The organism is Gordonia sp. 852002-50395_SCH5434458 (assembly GCF_001665905.1).
Lineage (GTDB): Bacteria > Actinomycetota > Actinomycetes > Mycobacteriales > Mycobacteriaceae > Gordonia > Gordonia jacobaea.
This window is the reverse complement of sequence record NZ_LZTC01000020.1, coordinates 60,771-86,677: the sequence shown is the minus strand read 5'-3', so window position 1 is coordinate 86,677 and position 25,907 is coordinate 60,771. Positions and strand designations below refer to the sequence as shown.

General features: G+C 65.0%; 16 protein-coding genes. 13 read left to right on the top strand and 3 right to left on the bottom strand.

Annotated features, from left to right (window positions below; translation table 11 throughout):
• The first annotated feature begins 194 nt into the window (after positions 1-194).
• The 13 genes from glf to A5785_RS04330 all read left to right on the top strand — a co-directional run bounded on the left by glf (position 195) and on the right by A5785_RS04330 (position 23,028).
• On the top strand, positions 195-1,409 hold the full coding sequence (glf, locus tag A5785_RS04390) for a UDP-galactopyranose mutase (protein WP_049700197.1): 1,215 nt from the start codon (positions 195-197) through the stop codon (positions 1,407-1,409).
• On the top strand, positions 1,410-3,386 hold the full coding sequence (locus A5785_RS04385; protein ID WP_231894229.1) for a glycosyltransferase: 1,977 nt from the start codon (positions 1,410-1,412) through the stop codon (positions 3,384-3,386).
• On the top strand, positions 3,367-4,107 hold the full coding sequence (locus A5785_RS04380) for a phosphatase PAP2 family protein (RefSeq protein ID WP_049700196.1): 741 nt from the start codon (positions 3,367-3,369) through the stop codon (positions 4,105-4,107). The genes A5785_RS04385 and A5785_RS04380 overlap by 20 nt, the downstream gene beginning before the upstream one ends.
• Positions 4,104-5,021, top strand: coding sequence for a decaprenyl-phosphate phosphoribosyltransferase (locus tag A5785_RS04375; protein WP_049700195.1), 918 nt, complete (start codon positions 4,104-4,106; stop codon positions 5,019-5,021). Before A5785_RS04380 ends, A5785_RS04375 begins: the two co-directional genes overlap by 4 nt.
• The gene (gene zomB / locus A5785_RS04370) at positions 5,011-7,362 is read left to right on the top strand and encodes a flagellar motor control protein ZomB (RefSeq protein WP_053117511.1); all 2,352 of its coding nucleotides are present in this window, start codon (positions 5,011-5,013) and stop codon (positions 7,360-7,362) included. The genes A5785_RS04375 and zomB overlap by 11 nt, the downstream gene beginning before the upstream one ends.
• Before the next feature lie 472 nt (positions 7,363-7,834).
• Positions 7,835-8,851, top strand: coding sequence for an alpha/beta hydrolase (locus A5785_RS04365; RefSeq protein WP_049700194.1), 1,017 nt, complete (start codon positions 7,835-7,837; stop codon positions 8,849-8,851).
• 304 nt (positions 8,852-9,155) lie between these two features.
• Positions 9,156-10,679, top strand: coding sequence for an alpha/beta hydrolase-fold protein (locus tag A5785_RS04360; protein WP_420841307.1), 1,524 nt, complete (start codon positions 9,156-9,158; stop codon positions 10,677-10,679).
• Between the two features lie 202 nt (positions 10,680-10,881).
• Positions 10,882-11,427 (top strand): DUF732 domain-containing protein, encoded by a 546-nt coding sequence (locus A5785_RS04355; RefSeq protein ID WP_049700304.1) that lies wholly within the window; start codon positions 10,882-10,884, stop codon positions 11,425-11,427.
• Positions 11,428-12,438 (top strand): cutinase family protein, encoded by a 1,011-nt coding sequence (locus A5785_RS04350; RefSeq protein ID WP_049700192.1) that lies wholly within the window; start codon positions 11,428-11,430, stop codon positions 12,436-12,438.
• A gap of 210 nt (positions 12,439-12,648) precedes the next feature.
• A complete protein-coding gene (locus tag A5785_RS04345; protein WP_152930124.1) occupies positions 12,649-13,635 on the top strand; it encodes an LLM class F420-dependent oxidoreductase in 987 nt (328 codons plus the stop codon).
• A 274-nt stretch (positions 13,636-13,909) separates the two neighbouring features.
• Positions 13,910-15,829, top strand: a complete 1,920-nt coding sequence (gene fadD32 / locus A5785_RS04340) for a long-chain-fatty-acid--AMP ligase FadD32 (RefSeq protein ID WP_064864706.1) — start codon at positions 13,910-13,912, stop codon at positions 15,827-15,829.
• Positions 15,830-16,033: 204 nt separating this feature from the next.
• A complete protein-coding gene (gene pks13, locus A5785_RS04335) occupies positions 16,034-21,412 on the top strand; it encodes a polyketide synthase Pks13 (protein ID WP_064864704.1) in 5,379 nt (1,792 codons plus the stop codon).
• A 65-nt stretch (positions 21,413-21,477) separates the two neighbouring features.
• A complete protein-coding gene (locus tag A5785_RS04330) occupies positions 21,478-23,028 on the top strand; it encodes an acyl-CoA carboxylase subunit beta (RefSeq protein WP_049700188.1) in 1,551 nt (516 codons plus the stop codon).
• Positions 23,029-23,052: 24 nt separating this feature from the next.
• On the opposite strand, the gene A5785_RS04325 is transcribed toward A5785_RS04330, so the two are convergent.
• The 3 genes from A5785_RS04325 to A5785_RS04315 all read right to left on the bottom strand — a co-directional run bounded on the left by A5785_RS04325 (position 23,053) and on the right by A5785_RS04315 (position 25,879).
• Complete coding sequence (locus A5785_RS04325; protein WP_231894228.1) at positions 23,053-24,219, bottom strand: DICT sensory domain-containing protein; 1,167 nt, start codon at positions 24,217-24,219, stop codon at positions 23,053-23,055.
• A gap of 119 nt (positions 24,220-24,338) precedes the next feature.
• Positions 24,339-24,779 carry a hypothetical protein gene (locus A5785_RS04320; protein WP_049700186.1) on the bottom strand — a complete coding sequence of 147 codons (441 nt, stop codon included), beginning with the start codon at positions 24,777-24,779 and terminating at the stop codon, positions 24,339-24,341.
• A gap of 314 nt (positions 24,780-25,093) precedes the next feature.
• Positions 25,094-25,879, bottom strand: coding sequence for a VIT1/CCC1 transporter family protein (locus tag A5785_RS04315; RefSeq protein WP_049700185.1), 786 nt, complete (start codon positions 25,877-25,879; stop codon positions 25,094-25,096).
• Between the last annotated feature and the right edge of the window lie 28 nt (positions 25,880-25,907).

Here is a 25,907-nt window from a genome sequence, read left to right as displayed (position 1 = left end):
GGCCCTGGCCAGCCTTAATTGTGTGCTCGGGGCACATCACGTCCGAATAGGGGACTCGCGACGTCGTCTCAGGGTGTTCGCGCGTGTCGACCACCTCGACCCTGCGTGCGTCGACGACGCTGCCCCCGCGTGTGTGGACGACTCCCCTGCGTGTGTGGATAGCACCGTTGTCGGGTCCGTTACCCTGAACACCCGTGGCCACCAATAGCACCGTCGTGTCGAACTCCGCCTTCGATCTGATCATCGTCGGATCCGGGTTCTTCGGTCTCACCATCGCCGAGCGCGCGGCGACCCAGCTCGACAAGCGGGTTCTGGTGGTCGAGCGCAGGTCGCACATCGGCGGGAACGCTTATTCGGAGGCCGAGCCCGAAACCGGTATCGAGGTGCACAAATACGGCGCCCACCTGTTCCACACGTCGAACAAGAAGGTGTGGGACTACGTCAATCAGTTCACCGACTTCACGGGCTACCAGCACCGGGTGTTCGCGCTGCACGACGGCCAGGCGTACCAGTTCCCGATGGGACTGGGCCTGGTGTCGCAGTTCTTCGGCCGGTACTACAGCCCCGATGAGGCGCGCGCGCTGATCGCCGAGCAGTCCAGCGAGATCGACACGAAGGACGCCAAGAACCTCGAGGAGAAGGCGATCAGCCTGATCGGGCGCCCGCTCTACGAGGCGTTCATCAAGGCGTACACGGCCAAGCAGTGGCAGACCGACCCCAAGAACCTGCCCGCGTCGAACATCACGCGGCTGCCCGTGCGCTACACCTTCGACAACCGCTACTTCAACGACACCTACGAAGGGTTGCCGGTCGACGGGTACACCGCGTGGCTGGAGAACATGGCGGCCGACGAGCGCATCGAGGTGCGCACCGACACCGACTGGTTCGCCATCCGCGACGAGATCCGCGCCGCCAACCCCGACGCACCGGTCGTCTACACCGGCCCGCTCGACCGGTACTTCGACTACTCGGCGGGACGCCTGGGATGGCGCACCCTCGACTTCGAGACCGAGGTGCTGGCAACCGGCGACTTCCAGGGCACCCCGGTGATGAACTACAACGACGCCGACGTCCCGTTCACGCGTATCCACGAGTTCCGCCACTTCCACCCCGAGCGCAAGAACTATCCGACGGACAAGACCGTCATCATGCGCGAGTTCAGCCGATTCGCCAACGACGACGACGAGCCGTACTACCCCATCAACACCCCGGAGGACCGCGACAAGCTCGCCGCCTACCGGGAGCTTGCCAAGACCGAGACCGCAGACGCCAAGGTGTTGTTCGGCGGCCGGTTGGGCACCTACCAATACCTGGACATGCACATGGCGATCGCGAGTGCGCTCACCATGTTCGAGAACACGCTGGCGCCGCACCTGAGTGACGGTGCGCCGCTGGCGGAGGCGGAGTAGATGAGTGTGACTGTTTCCAACGAAACGACGTCTGTCGAGACGATCGAGACCACCGGGGCGCAGCCGGCGACGGCGCCGAGCGTTCCCGAGTCGAAGGCCGTCGAACTACTGCAGCGGGTCATCTTCCCGCGGCCGGGTGAGCCCATCGACGTGCGCTCGCTCTATCAGGTGGAGTCCGACAACAACACTCGTCGTGCCCACGCGCCGACCAGGACGTCTGTGCTTCTCGCAGGCGAGTCGGAGGTCAGCTTCGAGACCTACTTCAACGCGTTCGCGGCGTCGTATTGGCGACGCTGGTCGGTCCTGAAGTCGGTTGTGCTGCGCGTCGAGGTCCGCGGCACGTGCCGCGTGGACCTCTACCGCTCCAAGGTCGACGGTTCGCGCATTGGAATCGGCGGCGACCTGGTGCCCACCGACGAACATGGTTACGGCGTCATCGAATTCGAGCTCGACCTCGGGCCATTCGAGGACGGCGGATGGATCTGGTTCGACGTCACCACCGACACCGACACCGAAATCGTCTCGGCGGGTTGGTATTCGGCGGTTGCAGCGGCTACAGGCCCGGAGACCAAGCGCGTCACCGTCGGCATCCCGACCTTCAACCGGCCGACGGACGCGGTCAATGCACTGGCCGCGCTCACGTCGGATCCGTTGGTGGACGCGGTGATCGACGCCGTGCTCATGCCCGACCAGGGCACGCGCAACGTCGTCGACGAGCCCGGCTACGAGGAAGCTTCCGCAGCGCTCGGCGATCGGTTGCACATCTTCGACCAGGGCAACCTCGGCGGCTCGGGCGGCTACGCGCGCATCATGTACGAGGCGCTGCGGCTCACCGACAGCCCGTACATCCTCTACATGGACGACGACATCGCGATCGAGCCGGATTCCATCCTGCGCGCGCTCGCGATGTCGCGATTTGCCAAGTCGCCCATGCTCGTTGGCGGTCAGATGCTCAACCTGCAGGACCGCAGTCACCTGCACTCGATGGGTGAGGTGATCAATCACCACAACTTCATGTGGACGGCCGCGCCCTTCGTCGAGTACGACCACGACTTCGCGCAGTACCCGTTGCGCGACAGGGAGAATTCCAAGAACCTGCATCGTCGGATCGACGTCGAGGGCAACGGCTGGTGGATGTGCATGATCCCGCGTGAATGCGCGGAGCAGATCGGCCTACCGATGCCGTTGTTCATCAAGTGGGACGACTGGGAGTACGCCCTGCGTGCCGCGAAAGCGGGCTACCCGACGGCGACGATCCCGGGAATCGCCATCTGGCACATGGCCTGGAGTGACAAGGACGACGCCATCGACTGGCAGGCGTACTTCCACCTTCGCAACCGGCTCGTCGTCGCCTCGATCCACCACGACGGTCCGATCAAGGGGATTCTGCAGTCGATGGTCAAGGCGACTGCCAAACATCTTCTGAGCCTTGAATATTCGACGGTGGCGATTCAGAACGAAGCGATCCGCGACTTCCTCGCGGGACCGGATCACATCCGCGACCTGTTGCCGACAGCGCTTCCCAAGATCGCGGAGATGCGTAAGCAGTACCCCGACGCGGTCGTGTTGCCCTCGGCGACCGAACTGCCTCGAACCAGCGGGGAGGCAACGCATCTCGGTGTCAATGTGCCGACCAATCCGGTGAGCAAGATCAAGGCGCTCGCGGCGTCGGTGGTCAACAACCTGCGCCCGGCAGACCCTCGTCATCACGAGGTGCCGCAAGCCAACTACCCGCCCATCGAGGCGCGGTGGTTCTCGCTCGGGCGGGTCGACGGTGTCACGGTCACCACGGCGGATGGTCGGGGAGTGGTGTATCGCCAGCGAGACCGCGACAAGATGATCGCGCTCGCACGCGAATCCGCTGCCCTGGTGCGTGAACTCAACGAGAGGTTTCCTGAGATGGCGCAGCGCTACCGCGCCGCTCATCAGGACTTGACCAGTAAGGAGAGCTGGGCGGGTGTCTTCGGAATCGAATGATCGGGACGTCGCGGAACGCGACGAGTCGTCGAACGATGCAGTCAGTCGCGGCGAGAGCCGCGAGGTCGACGCGCTGATCGCCATCCAGGATGCGCTCTACGACCGACCCGGTGTGCTCCCGACAGCGCGGGCTCTCTCGCATTTCGGAGAGCATTCGCTCGGTTGGCTGGCCATCTCGGGACTCGGGTACGCCGCCGCTCGTCGTCGGGGCGACGCCACGGCGCAACGTCGATGGGTCGAGGCCGGAGTCGGAGCATTCGGGACGCACGCGGCGTCGGTGATCATCAAACGCATCGTCCGACGCCCCCGGCCGCACGACCCCAGAATCCGGATCGGGGTGTCGACGCCGAGCAAGTTGAGCTTCCCGTCGTCGCACGCGACGTCGACAACTGCGGCGTCGATTCTGATCGGTCGGGCCGCCGGTTTGCCGCCCTACCTGCTACCGGCACTTCTGGTGCCACCTATGCTCACCTCGCGGCTTGTGCTCGGGGTTCACTATCCGAGCGACGTCGCCGCGGGAGCCGCACTCGGCGCGCTGGGTGCTGGAGCCGTCATCGGTGCTGACACGCTGTTCGAGCAGGCATCACGCACGGCTGCAGGGCATCCGCGTGCCACGCGCACCGCGCGTGTGGCGGCCCGAGCGGGTGCACTTGCACTGGTGCCCGGGCAGACCGCACGGACCGCTGCCGCGTGGGCGATCAGGAACCGAGGAGAGGCATGAGCGAGGAGCCCATCGAGCACGGCAAGAAGGTCGGCCCGCCGAAGAACCGGGTCGACGGCCTGATCAAGGCGCTCCGCCCACGCCAGTGGGTGAAGAACGTCCTGGTGCTGGCAGCTCCGCTCGCCGCGGGCAGCATCACCGACGCACACGTGCTCGGCCGCGCGGGTATCGCCTTCGTGGCGTTCTGTCTCGCGGCGTCGTGCATCTACCTGATCAACGACGCGATCGACGTCGAATCCGATCGCAACCACCCGACCAAGCGTTATCGGCCGATCGCCGCCGGCGTGGTGCCGGTCAAGCTCGCGTACGTACTCGCGGTGGTGCTCGGTGTGGCGTCGCTGCTGATCGCCTATTCGGCGAACTGGCAGACCGCGGTGGTCATCGCGATCTACCTGGTGATCCAGCTCGGTTACTGTTTCGGGCTCAAGAACCAGCCGGTCATCGACATCTGCATCGTCTCGTCCGGCTTCCTGCTGCGCGCGATCGCCGGTGGTACCGCGACCGACATCAAACTGTCGCAGTGGTTCCTGCTGGTCATGGCCTTCGGATCGCTGTTCATGGCAGCGGGCAAGCGTTACGCCGAGCTGGTTCTCGCCGAGCGAACCGGCGCAAAGATCCGCAAATCGCTGCAGTACTACACCACGAGTTACCTGCGTTTCGTGTGGACGCTGTCGGCGACGCTCGTCGTCGCGTTCTACGGCCTGTGGGCGTTCGACAAGAACTCCGGGCACGACACCAACGTGTGGTACGCCATCTCGATGGTGCCGTTCACCATCGCGATTCTGCGCTATGCCGTCGTCGTCGACGGCGGTACCGCGGGCGAACCCGAAGAGATCGCCTTCGGCGACCGCATTCTGCAGATCCTGGCGCTGGCATGGATCGTCTGTGTTGGTGTCGCGGTCTATGTCGTCTGACGTTCGTGACGAGCCCGCTCGCGCGGGGCGACACAGACTTCGAGAGATCCCCGGCACCGCGGACTCCTATGACGACGCCGACCGAGCCGTGGGCACCGACGTCACGATGGTGATCCCCGTCATCGGTGAGCGGTCTGGTGCCGCCGATCCGGAAACCGGTCCCGTCGGCGAGGACACCGGAGCTGATGTCGGCTCTGATGACGTCGGCCCCGATGACGTCCGCACTGACGACAAGGTCGACGACGAGAGTGACAAGGCCGTCGACGGTGCGGCCGCCGGCCCCCCGCCGGGAGCGGGGCGTCGGCGATTTCTGTCGTCGTGGGGGCCGCGTGAGTGGACGGCGACGGTCAGTTTCCTGATCGGGGCCATCGGGGTCGCAACCTTCTTCGCGATCGGTGCGTGGCAGCGTCGCTGGATCGCCGACGACGGTCTGATCGTGCTGCGCACGCTGCGAAACCTCTTCGCAGGCAACGGACCGGTGTTCAATGCGGGCGAGCGAGTCGAGGCGAACACGTCGACGGCGTGGACCTACCTGCTGTGGTTCTGGGCATGGGTGACCGACGGTCAGCTCGAGTACGTCGCCCTGTGGGTCGCACTGGTGCTCTCGGTATCTGCGATCCCGATCGCGATGTACGGCACGGCGCGACTGCTCGGACCGCGCATCACCGGTCCCGCTGCAACCGGGATCACGCTGCTGCTGCCGCTGGGAGCGATCATCTATATCGCGATCCCACCCGCGCGTGACTTTGCCACGAGCGGCCTGGAAAACGGGCTGTGCATCTTCTGGGTCGCGGTGCTCTGGTGTCTGCTGATCGCCTGGTCCCGAAGACGGTCCGGTGGTGCCGCTCCGGAGGGCGCGCAGAGAAACGCGGGATACCGAGGAGCAGCGGCGACGCTGTTCCTCGCGTTCTGGGCGGGTCTCGCGCCGCTGATCCGGCCAGAACTCGCCGTGGTCGGCGGAATCGCCTTGCTGTTGGTCTTCCTGGCGCCGCTGACGTGGAAGATGCGTGTCGGCGTTGTGCTGTGTGCCGCGGTGTTGCCGGTTGGCTATCAGATCTTCCGGATGGGCTACTACGCACTGCTCATTCCCAACCCTGCCGTCGCGAAGGATGCGAGCGGGTCCAAGTGGCATCAGGGTTTCGTCTATCTCGGCAACCTCTTCGGGCCGTACACGCTTGTCCTTCCGGTCGTCCTCGCGATCGTTGCGGGAGTCCTGATCGTCGTGGGCATCCGGATGAACCGCACGGCCACACGAGACGACTCGAGCGCCGCGGCGTCGTCAAAGGACACGTCGAAGGACACAGAACGCCCGACGGTCCGCGAGCGACTGTCACGATGGTCGCGCAATCTGCAGACTCCGACGACCGTCACGGTGGCCATCGTGGTCGCGGGATTCGTGGTCGGCGTCTACTGGCTGCGCCAGGGTGGCGACTTCATGCACGGCCGTGTGTTGCTGACGCCGATGTTCACGATCCTGCTCCCGGTCATGGTCATACCGCTCTCGCTGCCCGCTGTTGCCGATGTCCGCGCGGCCTTCGGACGCGGCGTCGACGCGGTGAAGGACCGGGGTCGGCGCCGACGCGTGATGGTGCAACTCGGCGGTGCGACCGTGATGGCTGCGCTGTGGATCACGACGCTCGTCTGGGCGATCGTCTGCCATGAGAAGGTGCTGCCCAACGCCGGCATCGACATCGGACGCAGCGGCATCGTCGACGAGCGTCGGTTCTACGTCACCAACATGGGCAACGAAAACCCGGTCACCGCAGCCGACTACCTCGACTACCCACGCATGCGTGCCATGGTCGAGCGGATCGACGAGTACCGGACGCAGGGTGGAGTGATCCTGCCGTCGAACAACTACGACGAGTGGTACGTGGCCAAGCTGCCGGACAACACCCCGCAGTCAGAGCGCAAGGCGACCGTCTACTTCCTCAATCTCGGGATGACGAGCATGAACGCTCCGCTCGACGTCCGCGTGATCGATCAGATGGGACTCGCGTACCCGATCGCCGCACACACCGAACGCCTCGAGGACGGTCGCATCGGGCACGACAAGAACCTGCCCGCCGAGTGGGTCATCGCGGAGTCCGGCGCCTATCCCAAATGGCCGGTGCTGCCGGGCTTCCTCGACGAGGACATGGTTGCGCAGGCGAAGGAAGCGCTGACGTGTTCGCAGACCGTCGATCGGATCGAGTCGTATAAGGACACGTGGTCCTTCGAGCGTTTCAAGAAGAATTTGCCGCAGTCGTTCGGCTTCTCCGACTACCGCATTCAGCGCAACCCGGAGTACGAACTCCAGCGCTGCGGACTGCCCGTTCCGCCCCGCATGCACCCGAGATGAGCGTCACAATCTGGACAAATCACCCAACGATCTGTGCAGGTCAGACACCTTAAGGGTGGCTAAGTGCATGACAGATTTGTCCTGTTATGTATCGGATAGGTAACGTCGGAGCCTGATAAAGCGATGAGAGATAAGACCGAGCGGTATTGGTCGATCGGCACCACGTCGACGTCGTAAGACGGTCCATGTGGCGACGGTCACACTGATTGTCAGTGTGTTGGACTATGCAATAGGCTCCCGAGTCGTTGTGCATTGCACCGGATTCGGTGTGTATTGCACTCGCAGAGTGTGTCTCGCACAGGTCGTGCGGAGGCCGCATGTGACGGGTGGGAACGTAGTCCAGGGGTAGCCAAGCCGGTCGGGTTGATATCGCGCACGTAACGATCTGGTGCCTGGTGTGTCCTGTGGGGCGCATGGGGACTGGTAACAGAGGAGAGTTTGGTCGATGGGAGTAGCGGTGAGGTCGGGAGCGATGACGCCCGGGAAACGCGGTGGATTCCGGATGCGTAGCCGGTTGGTTGCGGTGACAGTCGCGCTGATGACGATCGCGGGTCTCGCGTCGGTCATCACGGGCGCAGGTACCGCAGATGCACGTGTCAACGGAACCCCCGCAGGCAAGAGCGAGTGGTGGATCGACGCCTGCGGCATGCCGACCAACGGTGCCTTCGGCAACAAGTCGATGGCTCCCGGCAAGGTCAAGGTGCGCTCCTGGTTCAAGCCGGGCAACACCCGCACCGTGATCCTTCTCGACGGGATGCGCGCCCAGTACGACTTCTCGGGCTGGGAAATCAACACCAACGTCCAGGAGCTGGTCAACCGCGGCGTCAACGTCGTCGAGCCGATCGGCGGACCTGCCAGCTTCTACACCAACTGGAACGCGCCGAGTAACTTCAACGGCCAGCAGCGTCGTTACATGTGGGAGTGCGTGATCCAGAACCGCCTCGCGCCGGCTCTGCGCCAGAAGGGCTTCAAGGGCAAGGGCGGCAAGTACGCCATCATGGGCATCTCGTCCGGTGGTAACGCGGCTCTGGTTCTCGCTGCCAAGCGCCCCGATCTCTACTACGCGGCAGGCTCGCTCTCGGGCTACGACTTCCTGAGCGCGCCGGGCATGCACACCATGCTTCGACTGGCCATGCTCGACGTCGATCCCAAGCCGTGGAACGTCGACGCCATGTGGGGTCCCCCGTGGGATCAGCGTTGGTACGACAACGACCCGTTCATGCTGATCAACCGCATGCATCACCTCAAGGTCTTCACCGGATCGGGCAACGGACTCTTCGGCCGCTACAACGCGCTGCCGAACGTCTTCGACGACCTGTTCAAGGGTTCGACGCTCGAGGTGCTGGCGCTGGCACAGCGCAAGGCATTCGAGGTCGCAGCCTTCACGCAGGGCATCAACCTGATGACCTACGACGCCAATGGCACCCACGCGTGGGGCTACTGGCAGGACATGGTGTGGAGCGCCTACCAGCGAGGCTTCTTCCGCTGATCTGATCAGTAACGCTCTACTCGTACGCGACCCCGACCGGGACTCCCGGTCGGGGTCGCGTCGTTTGTGGCCGACCTCGAATTTGTGGCCGACCTCGATAGCGCCACGTCGACTGACCCCATCTGCATCACAAGTCACAGAAATCTCATCCGCCTCAGCGCGTCGCGCGTGGATTCATCGTCGGGACAGGGTAAGAAACACCTGAGGCAAAATGTGGCTAGTGGGATGTGTGTGATTTCTGAGGTGTGCGTAGACGCGTACACAGCGGAGTTCCGCCCCACCGGTGCGAAGGAGTGGGAATCGAATGCGTCGAGCGGTACGCGCTGATCGCGCGAAGGGGGATCGGGTGACGAACGAGCAGGGGTGGCGACGAGGACGTCGGATCACGCGTTTCGCAGCCACGGTGTCGGCGACGATCGCCGTGGCAGTCGGTGTGACGATGGCGGGCCAGGCGTCGGCGCCTGCTGATCCGCCCGCCGCGCCCCCTGCCAACCCGGCAGCGCCGGCTCAACCCGCAGCGCCAGCCCAACCCGCAGCGCCGGCGCCCGCTCAGCCTGCGCCGCCCGCGGCAGCACCCGCGCAGCCTGCAGCGGCGCCCGCTCAGCCCGCACGCGTCACGAAAGTGTTCTGGTACACCGACCGCCGCGTCGCGCTGTGGGTGCACTCGCCCGCGATGAACACCGACATCCAGGTGCAGATCCTGCTGGCGCGTGACTGGTGGGCGCGCCCGGACGCCAAGTTCCCGCAACTGACGATGCTCGACGGCCTGCGTGCGCAGGACGACCAGAGTGGGTGGGTCCTGAACACCAACATCGTCGACTTCTACAAGGACAAGAACGTCAACGTCGTTCTCCCCATCGGCGGTGAGTCGAGCTTCTACACCGACTGGAAGCAGCCCGACCGCGGCAAGACCTACAAGTGGGAGACATTCCTCATCCACGAGCTGCCCCCGATCATCGAAGGCGACTGGCGTTCGACGGACGTCCGCGGCATCGAGGGCCTCTCCATGGGTGGCACCGGCGCGATGATGCTGGCCGCGCGCAATCCGGGCTTCTACAAGTTCGCGGCGTCGTTCTCGGGCATTCTGCAGTTGACGTCGACGGGTATGCCGCAGGCAATCCAGTTCGCTCAGCGCGATGGCGGTGGCTACAACTCGATGAACATGTTCGGACCGCCGAGCGATCCGGCATGGAAGGAGCACGACCCGTTCCTGATCGCCGACAAGCTTCGCGGAACGAGCCTCTACGTCTCGTCGGGCAACGGACTCGTCGGACCACACGACAAGCCGTCGGATATCCCGCTGCTCGCCACGAACTACTCGGGCGTCGGTCTGGAACTGCTCAGCCGCGTCACGTCGCAACAGTTCGCGATCAAGCTCAACCAGCTCGGCATCCCGGGGCAGGCGGTGTACCGACCGTCCGGAACCCACACCTGGGCCTACTGGGAGTTCGAGATGGCGCAGGCGTGGCCGCAGGCTGCGGCGGCGCTCGGACTCGGCGGCGACAAGGTCGCGTGCCGTGCGTCGGCGGCGTTCAAGAAGGTCGCAGACGCCAACAAACTGGGCGGCTGCCTCACCCCCGAGTACGCGGTACCGGGTGGACGCGCACAGGACTTCTACAAGGGTCGCGTGATCACGGGTCCCAAGGGGCCCAAGGAGGTCGCGGGCGCGATCGGTGGGGCATACGCCTCGATCGGCGGTCCCGGCGGCAAACTGGGTCTGCCGACCAGCGACGAACTGCCAACCAGGGACGGCAAGGGACGCTTCAACACGTTCGAGCGCGGCAAGATTTCCTGGACCGCCAATGGCGGGACGGTCATCGGTAAATGACCGCGCGCAGCCTCACCCGGTGCCGAGTGTGTTCGATTGATCGGCACAGCCTCGGCGCCGGGTGTGGGTGCGCTGAGATCTCGCTGAGGAATCGCGGCGTTTTCGCAGGTGACGTCGTTGTGGTGGTCTGTGACGTCTTGCGTTCGGAGTAGCCTGGCACGGTGCCGACAACGACCGGTCGGGTTGTGATGAGGAAGTGATGATGAGGAAGTTCTTCGGGTTGGGTGTGATGGTGGCGGGACTCGCTCTGGCAGGCGGATTGACCGCGTGCTCGGACGACTCGACAGCAAGTGCTCCGATCACGAGTGACCCCGTCACGACGACGTCGATGTACTCGTCTCCGTCGTCGTCGGCCGCGAAGTCGTCGGAATCAGAGATCGAGTCGTCGAAAGCCGCGTCGGACGGCACCAAGGTGTCGGGTTCGACGACGCTGCCCGCGACCGCACCGAACAGCGGCACCAAGGTGCCGGAGAACTTTCCCGGCCCCGGCGGCGAGCCGGTGAGCAACAAGGGCAAGAAGTACCTGCAGGCGCTCAAGGACCAGAACATCAGCTTCGCAGGCGACTCCGACAACTCCGTCGCGCTCAACAGCGCCGAGTACGTCTGTGCGCAGCAGTCCAAGGGAGCCGATCCGACGACCGTGAAGGCTTTCGTGACCGCGATGATCGGCCCGAGTTCGAAGAACGTCGCAGAGGCGAACTCGAAGGCGGACAAGGTCATCAAAGCCGCACGTGACAATTACTGCTAGGTGACGGCCAAGCGAGGTGCCACCGGTCGACGTAAGGGTCGTCGACTCGGTCGTATTGCACTGCTCCTAGCCCTTCTCGCCGTCATCGCGATCGTGTTGATCGTGATCTTGGTGATCACTCTGCTCAAACCCGGACCGCCGAGTATTCCCGGCGGCGAGGGGCCGTCGACCAGCGCTCCACCGTCGCCCGGACGTCCGGAGGCGCAGTCCGCCGACTGTCCGGACGTGTTGACGCTGGTCATACCGGGTACGTGGGAATCGTCGGCCGACGACGACCCGATGAATCCGACGGCCAACAAGGCGTCGCTGATGCGACGGGTGTCCACGGCGCTGCAGAACGAGTACCCGACCTCGCGCACCGAGGTCTACACCGTTCCCTACATCGCGCAATTCCGTAACCCGACCAATCTCAACGACCGCCAGGTCGACTACAACGTGTCCCGACAGCAGGGCTACAACCGCGCTGCGGCAAAACTGCGTGACACCAACAAGAAGTGTCCGCTGACGCGCTACGTGATCATGGGCTTCTCGCAAGGTGCGGTCATCGGAGGCGACCTCGCGAGCAACATCGGCAACGGTCGCGGCCCGATCGCCGCGTCGGATCAGGACCTGGTGCTCGGCGTCGGGCTCATCGCCGACGGCCGACGCGAGAAGGGGCAGCAGAACGACATCGGCCCCGCACCCGACGGTGTAGGTGCCGAGGTCGCGCTCAGCGGGATAGGCAAGCTCGTGCCGGGGATCACGATGACCGGACCGCGAAGCGGTGGGTTCGGCGATCTCCGAGACCGCGTCCAATCTATCTGTGCGCCAGGCGATCTCATCTGCGATTCGCCGACCGTCGCCAATCCGGTCGCTGCGGTCGGTCAGCTCGCGGGCGCGATCAACAATCCCGTTCACGCCATGTACGCGACCAAGCGCTACTGGCAGCTCGACGGCGTCAGCGCCACGCAGTGGATGTACGGCTGGTCGAACAAAGTGATCGCCGACGCCCCGCGTCCCGCACACAACTGACGTAGATCCGACGTCGCGCCCGTCACGCGGCGTCGGATCGTCGCGTTCGCAGTCATGCCCGCGCTCGACTAGGTCGTATGTCCCGTCGAGCCGTGTTTGGGCAGCGCCGTCGACCTGCATTACCGTTGGACGGTCGGGCATATACGCCCACCAGACCAACCGGCAACGCGACCGGTAACCGCAGTGATGCGTGAGGAGAAGCAGGCGACGATGAGTGACCCCGGTGAACTGCGCAAGTTCCGGTTCGGAGCCGGCGGCGAGGGCAACAAGGACGAGGGCGGAGCCCGCAAGTTCGTGAAGCTGGCGCAGACCGCGGAAGAGTACGGCTACGACACGTTCGCGGTACCCGACCACCTGGGCAACCAGGTCGGACCGCTCGCAGCCCTCGGAGCGCTCAGCCAGGCGACGAGCACCATCCGTCTCGGAACCTCCGTGCTCGCCAACGGCTTCCGTCATCCGGCGATCCTGGCCAAGGAGGCCAACACGATCGACGTCCTGAGCAAGGGCCGACTCGAGCTCGGCATCGGCGCGGGATGGATGAAGGAAGAGTTCGACAAGGCGGGGATCGAGTTCGAGTCGCCGGGTGTGCGCATCAGGAAGCTCGACGAATCGCTGACCATCCTGGACAAGCTGATGCGCGGCGAGACCGTCGACTTCGACGGCGAGTTCTATCAGATCCACGGCCTCGAGGGCAGTCCTCGGCCTCGTCAGGGACCGCGACCGCCGATCGCAGTCGGCGGCGGCGGACCGAAGATGCTCGCCCTGGCCGCCAAGCACGCCGACATCATCTCCGTCGCCCCGGGCACCACGCCCGACGGCAAGATGAAGCTGTCGGACATGACGATCGAGAGGACGGCGGCGCGCGTCGACCGCATCCGCGAGGTCGCGGGCGACCGGTTCGCCGACATCGAGCTCAACTGGACCATCGCGGTCATCGTCATCACCGACGACCGCGAGGCCACTGCGGAAATGGCACTCAAGGCGCTTGCGCAGGGGTACCCGCCTAACATTGCCCACGACACCGAGTTCACCGTCGACGACGTGTTGACGTCGCCCTATATCGCGATCGGATCGTTCGAGGAGATCGCCGACCAGATCCGCGAGGTGCGTCGACGCACGACGATGTCGTACGTGGGCGTCTTCCCCACTCAGATGGATGCGTTTGCGCCTGTGCTTGCACAATTGAAGGGGGAGTAACATCATCGACGGCCCATTTCGCATTCGTCGGAATGGGCTGACGTGAATTCGCCTGCGAATGACTCTCGGGATGTGTCGGAATTCCGACGTCGTAAAGGTGCAATCCACCAAAAGCCAAGAATTCGGGTGAGTAGCCGAGTGTGGGCTACCGTGTCACGCGTTATAGATGCGGACGCGACGCCCAAAAGACGTGGTACCTGCGGGGAGTGCCACGACACCGCGCCGACGAGGCGCACGGACGTGGCGTCCCACAAGGGGGCCACAGGAGTAATGGATGCTGAACACAGAATTTGAGCAGTTCCTCGATGAGAGCGGCAACCTGCATTTCAACGAGGACGCGACGCTGGTCGACTATGTCGAACGGAACGTGCGCGATCAGGCTGACACGCTGGCGTACCGCTTCATCGACTACAGCCGCGAACGCGACGGCGAGGCGCAAGACCTCACCTGGGCGCAGTTCGGTAAGCGACTGCGCGCGGTCGCCGCACGGCTGCAGCAGGTCACCAAGCCCGGTGATCGAGTCGCGATTCTTGCTCCGCAATCGCTGGAGTACGTGATCGGTTTCTTCGCGGCGCTCTACGCGAGCAATATCGCCGTTCCGCTCTTCAGCCCCGACGAGCCGGGCCACACCGATCGCCTGACCGCGGTGCTCGCCGACTGCAAGCCGACGGCAATCCTCACCTCGACCAAGTCGGCCGAGGCCGTACGCGACTTCTTCGCCGGCGTGCCCGCCAAGGAACGTCCCCGCGTGATCGCCGTCGACGCAGTCCCCGACTCCGTCGGATCGAGCTGGGTCGCACCGGTCGCGGGTAAGGACCACAACCGCGACACCGTCGCGTACCTCCAGTACACGTCAGGCTCCACCCGCGTGCCCGCAGGCGTCGAGATCACCTACGAGGCTGTCGCGGCCAACTGCCTGCAGATCTACGACTGCATCGAGATCGACCGCAACGCGCGCGGCGTCACCTGGCTGCCGATGTTCCACGACATGGGTCTGCTCACGGTGATCCTTCCTGCGCTCGGCGGCCGCTACATCACGATCATGAGCCCGCAGGCATTCGTCCGCAGGCCGGGCCGCTGGATCAAGGAACTCGCAGCGGCAAGCGACGGCGCCGAGACATACGCGGCAGCCCCGAACTTCGCCTACGAGCACGCCGCAGCACGCGGTCTGCCCAAGGACGGCGAGCACCTCGACCTGTCGAACGTGATCGGCCTGATCAACGGCTCCGAGCCCGTCACCGTCAGCTCGATGAAGAAGTTCAACGACGCATTCGGTCCGTACGGCCTGCCCAAGACCGCGATCAAGCCCTGCTACGGCATGGCCGAGGCAACGCTGTTCGTCTCCGCGACGCAGCGCAACAACGAGGCCAAGATCGTCTACGTCGACCGCGACGAACTCAACGCCGGACACATGAAGGTCGTCGACCAGCACGCACCCAACGCGGTCGCACAGGTCTCGTGTGGACAGGTCGCGCTGAGCCAGTGGGCCACGATCGTCGACGCCGCTGAATACGACGAGACCGGAAAGGCCGTCGAGAAAGCCGACGGCGAGGTCGGCGAGATCTGGCTGCACGGCCTCAACATCGGAGCCGGCTACTGGAACAAGGCCGACGAGAGCGAGGCGACGTTCCACAACACCGTCGACACGCCGCTCGAACAGGGCAGCCACACCGACGGCGCGCCCGCAGACGCACAGTGGATGCGCACAGGCGACTACGGCGTCTGGCTCGACGGCGAGCTCTACATCACCGGTCGCGTCAAAGACCTCGTGATCGTCGACGGCCGCAATCACTACCCGCAAGACCTCGAGTTCAGCGCACAGGAGGCCAGCACCGCGCTGCGCCCCGGCTTTGTCGCCGCCTTCGCCGTCCCCGCCAACCAGCTGCCGAGCGTCGTCTTCGAGAACGCCGCCAGCGGACTGAAATTCGACGCCGACGACGCGTCGGAGCAGCTGGTCATCGTGGCCGAGCGTGGACCGGGCAAGAAGACCGATCCGCAGGAGATCGCCGACACCGTCCGCGCCGCGGTGGCCCAGCGCCACGGCGTGATGGCCCGCGACGTACTGCTCGTGCCCGCAGGCTCGATTCCCCGCACCAGCAGCGGCAAGATCGCACGCCGCGCCACCAAGACCGCATATGTCGACGGCCGACTCCGCGGCGGATACAAGCAGGATGCGTTTCCCGATTCGGTGTGATTGGGGCCCGCGGCGCAGCTCTTCGTCGGAGGCGGCGTCGTCGGGGTGGTCGAGCGGCCACCGCTGGTCGAGCTTGTCGAGACCACCCGCTGGTCGAGTGCCCGCCGCTGGTCGAGCCCCCGCCCCGCTGGTCGAGCTTGTCGAGACCACTTCTGCCCACAACCCGCGCAGCCCTGGCTGCGCCGCCAAGTAGTCTGGTGACCGATGTCTGAACTGAACAACGAGCCGAACATCGAGCCTGCGGCCGACGCCGACAGCCCCGACACCGACAGCGTCAACAGCGAGAGCACCGACGGCGAGACCGCCGGTGGGCTGACGGTTTCCGAACTGCGCGACTGGCTGCGGGAGTGGGTCGCGACGTCGACCGGAATCTCCGCGGAGCAGATCTCCGACGACCGTCCGATGGAGGAGTTCGGCCTGTCGTCGCGCGATGCGGTGGCGCTTGCCGCCGACATCGAGGACAAGACCGGCGTCGTACTGACCGCGACGGTCGCCTACAACCACCCCACCATCGCGATGCTGGCCAAGCGCATCATCGAAGGCGACCCCGACGAGGGCCTCGACCTCGACGCCGAGACCTTCTGGATTCGCGAGCGCAACGCCGACGACGACATCGCGATCGTCGGCCTCTCGACACGCTTCCCCAAGGCCGGGCAGACCCCTGACTCCACCTGGGAAGCCCTGATCTCCGGCCGCGACGGCATCTCCGACCTTCCCGACGACCGCTGGGCCGAGTTCAAATCCGACCCGCGCCTCGCGAAGGTGATCGACGAGTCCAACGTCAAGGGCGGCTACCTCGACGACGTCAAGAGCTTCGACGCCGACTTCTTCCAGATGAGTCCGCGCGAGGTCGAGATGGTCGACCCGCAGCAGCGCCTCGCACTCGAACTGGCATGGGAGGCACTCGAAGACGCCCACATTCCGGCCAGCGACCTCAAGGGCGCGCCGGTCGGTGTCTTCATCGGCACGTCGACCAACGACTACCAGCTTCTCGCGGCCATGGGCCTCGACGACGGCGCTCACGACACCGCCGCCTACGCGCTGACCGGAACGTCGACGTCGATCGTCGCCAACCGCGTCTCCTACTTCTTCGACTTCCACGGTCCGTCGGTCGCGATGGACACCGCGTGCTCGTCGTCGTTGGTCGCCGTGCATCAGGCCGTACGCAGCCTGCGCTCGGGTGAATCCGACGTCGCGCTCGCCGGTGGCGTCAACATGATCATCACGCCCGCGGCGACGCTCGGCTTCGACAGCATCGGCGCGCAGGCCAAGGACGGCCACATCAAGGCGTTCTCGGCCGACGCCGACGGCATGATCCGCGCCGAGGGTGGCGGACTGTTCGTACTCAAGCGCATCGCCGACGCCCGACGCGACGGCGACACCGTGCTCGCAGTTGTCGCGGGTTCGGCGGTCAACTCCGACGGCCGCTCCAACGGCCTGCCCGCTCCGAATCCCGAGGCCCAGGTCGAGGTGCTGCGCTCGGCGTACACCGACGCCGCTGTCGATCCGCGCGGCGTCGACTACATCGAAGCGCACGGAACCGGCACGGTGCTCGGCGATCCCATCGAAGCCGACGCCCTCGGGCGCGTCGTCGGGCGCGGTCGACAGGCCGACGCGCCTGCACTCCTCGGTTCCGCCAAGACGAACTTCGGGCATATGGAGTCCGCCGCGGGCGCAGGTGCGCTCGCCAAGGTGGTTCTCGCTATGCAGCACAACAAGCTGCCTGCATCGCTCAACTACTCCGGCCCCAACCCCTACATTCAGTTCGACGCCGGACACCTCAAGGTGGTCGAGGAGCCGACGGACTGGCCGCGCTACTCGGGCCATGCTGTCGCGGGTGTGTCGGGCTTCGGCTTCGGTGGCACCAACGCGCACGTCGTCGTGCGTGAGGCGCTGCCGAGTGATCTGTCGGGCGTGGTCTCGACAAGCTCGACCAGCGGAGACACCCCGACCACCGGAGACGCTGAGTCCTCCTCGTTGGTTGAGCCGTCCCCGCTGGTTGAGCCGTCCTCGCTGGTTGAGCTTGTCGAAACCACCGACGATGACGACGAGGACTTCCTCACCGACGCCGAGCGCGCCGTCCTGGCCGCGCAGGCGAAGAAGGACGACGCGCCCGCCGAGGTCGTCGAAGCCGACCCCGCCGACGGCTTTGCCCCGTGCGCCGTCGAGGGATCGGTTGTGCCGCTGGTGCTTTCGGGATTCCTGCCGTCGCGGCGTCGTAAGGCTGCCGCCGACCTGCTCGAGTGGCTCGAGTCCGACGAGGGTGCGTCGACGCCCCTCGCCGACATCGGACGCGCGCTCGCGCACCGCAACCACGGTCGTTCGCGGTCGGTCGTCATGGCCCGCACCCACGAAGACGCAGTCAAGGGTGTGCGCGCCGTCGCGGAGGGCAAAGCCAATCCTCTTGTGTACTCGGCTGATTCGCCCGACGCCGCAACGGCGGTCTGGCTGCTCTCGGGCTTCGGCTCGCAGCATCGCAAGATGGCCAAGCAGCTCTACCTCGAGAATCCGATCTTCAAGAAGTACGTCGACCGCGTCGACGAGTACGTGCAGAACGAACTCGGATACTCCATCGCGGAGATGTTCGTCGACGACGAGCAGACCTACGGCATCGAGACCGCCCAGGTCGGTATCTACACGATCCAGGTTGCCCTTGCCGACCTCCTGCGTCACCACGGCGCCGAACCCGGTGTGCTGGTGCCGCATTCGATGGGCGAGGCGTCGGCCGCGTACATCAGTGGGGGGCTCTCGCTCGAAGACGCCACACGTGTCATCTGCCAGCGCTCGCGGCTCATGGGCGAGGGCGAGGCGACGCTCTCCGGCGACGACATCCGCCTGATGGCGCTCGTCGAGTACAGCGCGGACGACATCAATGACGTCCTCGTCGACTTCCCCGACCTCGAGATCTGCGTCTACGCGGCACCGACGCACACCGTCATCGGTGGACCCGAGCCTCAGGTCGACGCGATCGTCGCGCGCGCCGAGGCCGAGGGCAAGTTGGGTCGCAAACTGCAGACCAAGGGTGCGAGCCACACGTCGCAGATGGACCCGTTGCTCGGCGAATTGTCTTACGAGCTCACCGGAATCGAGCCGAAGCGCCTCGAAACCGGCTTCTACAGTTCGGTCGATCGCGAGGCCTTCTACCGCGCTGGACACGAGCCCGTGCACACCATCGACTACTTCCTCAAGGGCCTGCGCCACAGCGTGTGGTTCAGCCAGGCGATCTCGAAGTCGGTCGAGAACGGCCACCGGACCTTCCTCGAGCTCTCGCCGAACCCGGCGGTGCTGATCTCCGTTGCCGCAGTGACCTTTTCGGCAGGCTTGCACGACGCCGAGCTGATCGAGACGCTGCGCCGCAAGGAGGACGAGAGCTTCGGTGTCGTCAACGCGCTGATGAAGCTGTACGTCCACGGACATCCCGTCGACGTCGGATCACTGTTCGGCACAGGCGATTACGCCGACATCCCGCGAACCCGTTTCGACCGCAAGCCATTCTGGCTCACCGCGCAGATCTCCAGTGGTGGTACGGCAGGGCGGATTCCCGGTTCGCACGTCGCGCTTCCCGATGGCCGCCACGCGTGGGAGGTCAATGCTGCTGCGGTGACCGATCCGCGTGAGTTGGTTCGTGCCGCGGCCGCAGAGGTATTCGACGACGCGCGCGTCGGCGCTGCAGCTACGCACGGCGAGTTCCCGAAGACCGGCTCGTTGACCACCACACTGAGTCCGCATCCTGGCGGTGCGTCGGTGACGGTGCACACCAAGCGGGACAAGAACTTCCACCTCCTGTTCGAGGCGGTCGTCACGGGCACCACAGAAGCTGGCGGCGGCAGCGCGGAACCTGCCGACGGCGCTGCCGAGCGCGCAGACGGTGCCATAGACCCGGCGAAGGTCGGCTACACCGACACGTCGCTGACGGTCGAGGACGAGGTCGTCGACGACATCGGCAACAAGTGGGACCCGGAATCGGGTGAGTCCGTTGGTGATCGACTCGCGATCATCGTCGGTGAGTCGATGGGCTACGACCCCGAGGATCTACCGCGCGAGATCCCGCTGATCGAACTCGGACTCGACTCACTCATGGCGGTGCGCATCAAGAACCGTGTCGAGTACGAATTCGACATTCCGCAACTGCAACTGCAGGCGATGCGTCAGGCAAACCTGTCCGACGTCGAGAAGTTCGTCGCGTTCGCGGTCACCCACCGCGACCAACTCGACGACCTCGCAGGCAAGGCCGCCGGCGAAGGTGAACTCGACACCGCAGCGCTCAACTCCTACATCGACGAGCAACTCGCGAAGGATGATCTCGACAAGCTCGATCAGCGGGAGGCTGCCGATCAGGGGGGTGATCTCGACAAGCTCGATCAGCAGGGGGCGCTCGATCAGCGGGGTGATCTCGACAAGCTCGATCAGCGGGTTACGACACCTGCAGCAGCGCCGGACCTCACGAGCCAGCAGGCCGTCGCAGAGGCGGCGGGTTCCGACGTTCCGCCGCGAGATGCCGCGGAGCGCTTGACGTTCGGCGTGTACGCGGTCATCACGGGCAAGTCGGCCGGGGGCATCTTCAACAAGCTGCCCGTGCTCGAAGAGGACGTCGCACAGAAGCTGACCGACAAGCTCAACGAGCGCACCGGTGGTGACATCGATGTCGAGGACATTCTCGATTCGGAGACGATCGAGGAGATGTCGGACTACGTCCGCAAGTTCCTCGACGCCGCGGCCGACACCGACGGCTTCATCCGCTACCTGCGTCTGGTGCCGAGCGGCAAGAAGTCTTACGACCCCACCGCGGGAGATCCGGTGCCCGCCTTGCTGTTCCACCCCGCGGGCGGTAACACGTCGGCGTACGAGGCACTGCTCAAGCGGCTTCCCGACGATCAGCCGGTGATCGGTTTCGACCGCGTCGAGGGCACCATCGAGGAACGGGTCGCGCAGTACCTGCCTCGGTTGCGTGAGGTCCAACCGCACGGCCCGTATGTGCTGATCGGGTGGTCGCTCGGCGGCGCGCTCGCGTACGGCTGCGCCAAGGTCTTGCGTGACGAGGGCGAAGAAGTCGCGTTCGTCGGACTGATCGACGTGGTCCGACCGCGCCACGATGTGCCCGACACCCCCGAGAACAAGCGGGCACGGCTCGAACGCTGGAAAGACTTCGCGATCCGCAACTACGATCTCGACCCCGACGTCCCGATCCCGATGGACCGACTCGTCGACGCCGACGACGAGGGCCAGTTCGCGATCATCATGGAGATGGTCTCGATGTCTGGCACCAAGATCCCCGGCGGCATCATCGAGCATCAGCGGACGTCGTTTGTCGACAACCGCGCGCTGACCAACATCGCGCCGCAGCCCTATAGCGGCAAGGTGATCCTCTACCGCGCCGACAAGATGCACGACGGCGCAATCGAACTCGAGCCCCAGTGGGCGGAGATCGACGAGGATGGTCGGTGGGGCGAGGTCGTCGACGACCTGGAGATCATCCATATCGGCGGCGATCACCTGTCGATCGTCGACGAGCCGTACATCGCCAAGATCGGCGCCGACCTGACGAAGCGTCTGGCCGCCGTGGAGGCGAAGGCGACCAACTAGCACCGACATCGCGACGGAACGCGAAGCGGGCCGGCGCAGCACTGACATCGAGGAAGAAGAATCACGTGACCGACACGACCGCAGCCAAACTCGCCGATCTACGCGTCCGGTTGGAGCAGGCGCGTGAACCCGGTGGCGAGAAGGCGATCGAGAAGCGCGAGCGTAAGGGAATCTGTTCTCCGCGTGAGCGTCTCGATATGCTGTTCGATCCCGGGACCTTCGTCGAGATCGGTGCGCTCGCCAAGATGCCCGGGGCAGCACACACGGGCTACGGCGACGGCGTCGTGACGGGACACGGACTGGTGCACGGCCGTCCTGTCGCTGCCTTCAGCCACGACCAGACCGTCTTCGGCGGCACCGTCGGAGAGATGTTCGGCCGCAAGGTTTCTGCGCTCATGGAGTGGGCAGGCAAGATCGGCTGCCCGATGGTCGGCATCAACGATTCGGCCGGTGCGCGCATCCAGGACGCGGTGACCTCACTGGCTTGGTACGCCGAGATGGGGCGACGAAACGATCTGCTCTCCGGTCTGTCGCCGCAGGTGTCGGTGATCCTCGGAAAGTGTGCGGGCGGCGCGGTGTACACGCCCGCGAACACCGACATCCTCGTCGCGGTCGAGGACAAGTCGTACATGTTCGTCACCGGCCCCGACGTCATCAAACAGACCACGGGCGAGGAGATTTCGGCAGAAGACCTCGGTAGCGCTCACAACCAGGCGCGGTGGGGCAACATCCATCACATCGCGCCGGACGAGAAGCAGGCATTCGAGTGGGTACGCGAGTACCTGCAGTACATGCCGTCGACCAGCTTCGAAGAGCCGCCGGTCATCAATCCGGGCCTCGAGCCCGAGATCACCGAGTCCGACTTGGCGCTCAACGATTTCATGCCCGACAGCGACAACGCCGCGTACGACATGCGCGACATCATCGTGAAGCTCTTCGACGACGGCGCGTTCCACGAGGTCGGCGAATTGTTCGCGCCCAACATCCTCACCGGTTACGCGCGCGTCGACGGGCACAGCGTCGGCGTCGTCGCCAACCAGCCGAGCGTGATGGCGGGGACGCTCGACACCGACTCATCCGAGAAGGCAACGCGATTCGTGCGCATCTGCAACGCCTTCCGCATCCCGCTCGTATTCCTCGTCGACACCCCGGGAATCCTGCCGGGACTCGTCGAGGAGCAGAAGGGCACCATTCGACGCTCGGGCAAGTTCTTGTTCGCCTACGTCGAAGCCGACGTTCCGAAGGTCACCGTCGTCCTGCGCAAGGCGTACGGCGGCGCGTACGCGGTGATGGGTTCCAAGCAGCTCGGTGCCGACCTCAACTTCGCGTGGCCGACGGCGAAAATCGCTGTGATGGGCGCAGAGTCGGCGGCGGCGGTGCTGACTCGTAGGCAGACCGAGGGCATGTCGGCGCACGACGCCGACAAGGTGCGACGCGACTTCATCGACTTCTACAACACGATGATGGCCACGCCGTATCTCGCCGCAGAGCGTGGCTACATCGACGCCGTCATCGAGCCCGCCCAGACGAGACTGCAGCTTCGAAAAGCGTTGGCGCAGTTGCGTGACAAGCAGACGATGCGCACTCCGCGTAAGCATCTGCTGATGCCGATCTGAGTTCGCTCGCAGAGAGGTAGGGCGTCAGGTGAAGCGGGACAAGATCACTCGCACCGCCTGCGTCACGATCGTCCGATCGTAGCTCTGGACAAACATGAACTCGCGACGACCGCTGGGGCGTCGCCCATGGATTTCGCGTGCGGAAAGCAGTGCGGCGAAGTGCATTCCGAGGACGGCGACGTTCCATTCCTCCACGAGAGCGTCGTCGGAACTCAGTGGTGCGTAATGGATGTTGCCCTCGCTCATGGGCCGGATTCCCTCGCCGTACACGCCGACGAGGCCCACCTTTTCCGAGAGTGCACGCCACCGTTGCGACGTCGACGGTGCGAAGCGGTGTTGATCCTGGAAGGTGCCGAGCACCACCGCGACGCTCGCCTCGGTCGCGGTCCGCTCGAGGTCCTTGCTCATCTCGAGCAGCAGTCGTTCGTCGGCGAGACGTGGCGCACCCGACTTCGATGCGATGGCGAACGGTGTCTTCTCGTCGGTGGACGGCGTTGTGCGTGCAGGCAGCGGAGGGAGTTCGGAGATCGAGCCGAGCACACGGTCGTCGGCATCCGACACCGGCGGGTGCAGGGCGCCCAACCCGTATCGGGCGCCGAGGGTCTGAGCGGTCCGCCGATCGGCCTCGGTGTCGACTCCCGTTGCGATGACGATCGCGCCGGTGCGTTCGGTGTGTGCGGCGAGTGTGTGTGCGAGGTGCGCGGTTTCGGGTGTCGGAATCGGCGCGAGGATGTCGGGGTGCAGTAGCACGACGTCGGGTTCGACGAGCGTGAGTAATGTCGCCGTCCTACGATCCGCGCTGACCCCTTCGACGGCGATCAGTCGTCCGTCTCGCCGTGCCCGTGCGACCTGGGCGAGCCGCGACTGCGGACGCCGCAAGACGCTACGCGGTTCGATCAGCAACGCAAGGGTCTCACCATCTGAGTAGGTGCGCTCCGGATCGTAGAGGTCGATGTCGACGGCGAGGAAGAGCGGAAGAGCCGCGGAGACGCGTCTGGCCGCCGCGGAGTCGGCGAATGCGAACTTCCGCGAATCGAGGACCGTGCGCTGTTCCATGAGCGTCGCGGTTCGACGCAGAGCGCGCGGGGAGTCGAAATTGGTGCCCTTCGGGCCGCTGAGCTCGAGACTTGCCCCGACCAGGCTCCCGCCCGACAGTTCGAAGACCGGGCTGAACTGAAGCCTCAACTCCATACCCTGGAAGATCGACGCTGCGTCCCCGCCCCTGGTACTCGTCAGACCTTGGCTCATCCCTCACGCTCTCTGACGGAGCGTCGATGTCGCCCCGACATCTACGGCGCGGTCGGACCGCGCTATTCGCTGTCGTGAAGTGCTGATGCGACGAGCACTCCGAGCGTGAGAGTAGCAAACACTGCGACGATGGAGGCGGTGAGCGCAACGGAATCAAAGAGGCTGTCGACGGTGATGCCGATCCACAGACAGCCGATGGGGAGGAGTCCGGCGATGAGGAGGGTGCTGTGTTCCTCGTGGTTGTCGGGGGCGGGCACGGTTCCAGTGGTGGACTCGCGACCCACCTTTGGGTCGGTACCAGAGGTCGAAACCGGAGAGGCGTCGGCACGTAGCGAGGGGAAGTCGCCGGTGTCTGCTTGCTCGACGAACGGATCGAAATAGTGCTCAGGAGCGGTCTTTTCGAGCTCCGCGTGCTCGAACCCGACGATCTCGCCGAAGTCGTTTGTCTCGTAGCCGTGCTCGCGCGGGGAGAGGTCGTGTGAGGTGTGATCCAGGATGCTCATCGTCGCTCCAATGGGAGGGTGAACCCTTGTCGGAGGTCCACTGCGGAAGCGGTTCAGCAGAATTCGGTTCGCTGGACGTACAAGCCTTTTCTGTTGCGGTTTCTCGCGGTTTCTTTACATACTCAACGGTAGGCCACGAGAATCCTTGCGGTATGCGAACCAAATCCTTGTTAATTGAAATGTGACCACTTCGGAATCGGATCGCGTGCGTGTCTCGGGGTGCGTCATCGGCAAGCAAGGTAAGCCTGAACTTGCTGGTAGAAGTCCATTTTCGTATCACTCACAAGCGCCGCACAGGTAGTCGTAGGTGACTGTCAAGTAACGGTATGGCCTACCAAGTGACCAATGCCGAATGTCACGGCCATCGCGATTGCGCCACCGATCACGACCCGAATCATTGGTCTCCACGGTTTCGAGCCGCCGAGGATCGCGCCGAGGGCTCCGGTTATCGCCAGTGCGATCAGGACAACGACAAATGTGACCGGAATCCGAATCGATGCGGGCGGCGCGAGGATTGCGATCAGGGGTAGGACTGCTCCCGTCGTGAACGACACCGCCGACGAGACTGCCGCCTGCCAGGGGTTGGTGAGCTCGTGCGGATCGATGCCCAGTTCGGCTTCGACGTGCGCGTCGAAGGCATCATGCTCGGTCAACTCGCGCGCGACCTGACACGCCGTCGAATGTGTCAGTCCCTTCGCTTCGTAAAGGCCCACCAGCTCGTCGAACTCGGCTTCGGGTTGCTCGGCCAGTTCCCGGGCCTCTTTGTCGAGCAGTGCGCGTTCGGTGTCGCGCTGGGTGCTGACCGAGACATACTCGCCGAGCGCCATCGACACCGCTCCTGCGGCCAACCCCGCGATTCCCGCGGTGAAGATCGGGGCACGATCAGTGGTCGCGGCGGCAACGCCGACGACGATGCCCGCCGTCGAGACGATGCCGTCGTTGGCCCCGAGCACGCCAGCCCGCAACCAGTTCAGCCGATTCGCGAGCGACCCCGCGTGCGGCTCGTCGCCGTGACCGTGGCTGTGTCCTGGCTCCTCCGCGTGCTCTGCGCGCCGTGGGGGTTCTGCGGGTTCCGCGGGCGAAGAATCGTCGACGCTCATGAGCACCAATGATGCGCGCCCACGCCGT

Coding starts and splice junctions, on each gene's coding strand:
- A5785_RS04385 (WP_231894229.1), top strand. CDS start 1,410: ATGAGTGTGACTGTTTCCAACGAAACGACGTCTGTCGAGACGATCGAG.
- A5785_RS04375 (WP_049700195.1), top strand. CDS start 4,104: ATGAGCGAGGAGCCCATCGAGCACGGCAAGAAGGTCGGCCCGCCGAAG.
- zomB (WP_053117511.1), top strand. CDS start 5,011: ATGTCGTCTGACGTTCGTGACGAGCCCGCTCGCGCGGGGCGACACAGA.
- A5785_RS04365 (WP_049700194.1), top strand. CDS start 7,835: ATGACGCCCGGGAAACGCGGTGGATTCCGGATGCGTAGCCGGTTGGTT.
- A5785_RS04360 (WP_420841307.1), top strand. CDS start 9,156: ATGCGTCGAGCGGTACGCGCTGATCGCGCGAAGGGGGATCGGGTGACG.
- A5785_RS04355 (WP_049700304.1), top strand. CDS start 10,882: ATGAGGAAGTTCTTCGGGTTGGGTGTGATGGTGGCGGGACTCGCTCTG.
- A5785_RS04345 (WP_152930124.1), top strand. CDS start 12,649: ATGAGTGACCCCGGTGAACTGCGCAAGTTCCGGTTCGGAGCCGGCGGC.
- fadD32 (WP_064864706.1), top strand. CDS start 13,910: ATGCTGAACACAGAATTTGAGCAGTTCCTCGATGAGAGCGGCAACCTG.
- pks13 (WP_064864704.1), top strand. CDS start 16,034: ATGTCTGAACTGAACAACGAGCCGAACATCGAGCCTGCGGCCGACGCC.
- A5785_RS04325 (WP_231894228.1), bottom strand. CDS start 24,219: ATGGAGTTGAGGCTTCAGTTCAGCCCGGTCTTCGAACTGTCGGGCGGG.
- A5785_RS04320 (WP_049700186.1), bottom strand. CDS start 24,779: ATGAGCATCCTGGATCACACCTCACACGACCTCTCCCCGCGCGAGCAC.
- A5785_RS04315 (WP_049700185.1), bottom strand. CDS start 25,879: ATGAGCGTCGACGATTCTTCGCCCGCGGAACCCGCAGAACCCCCACGG.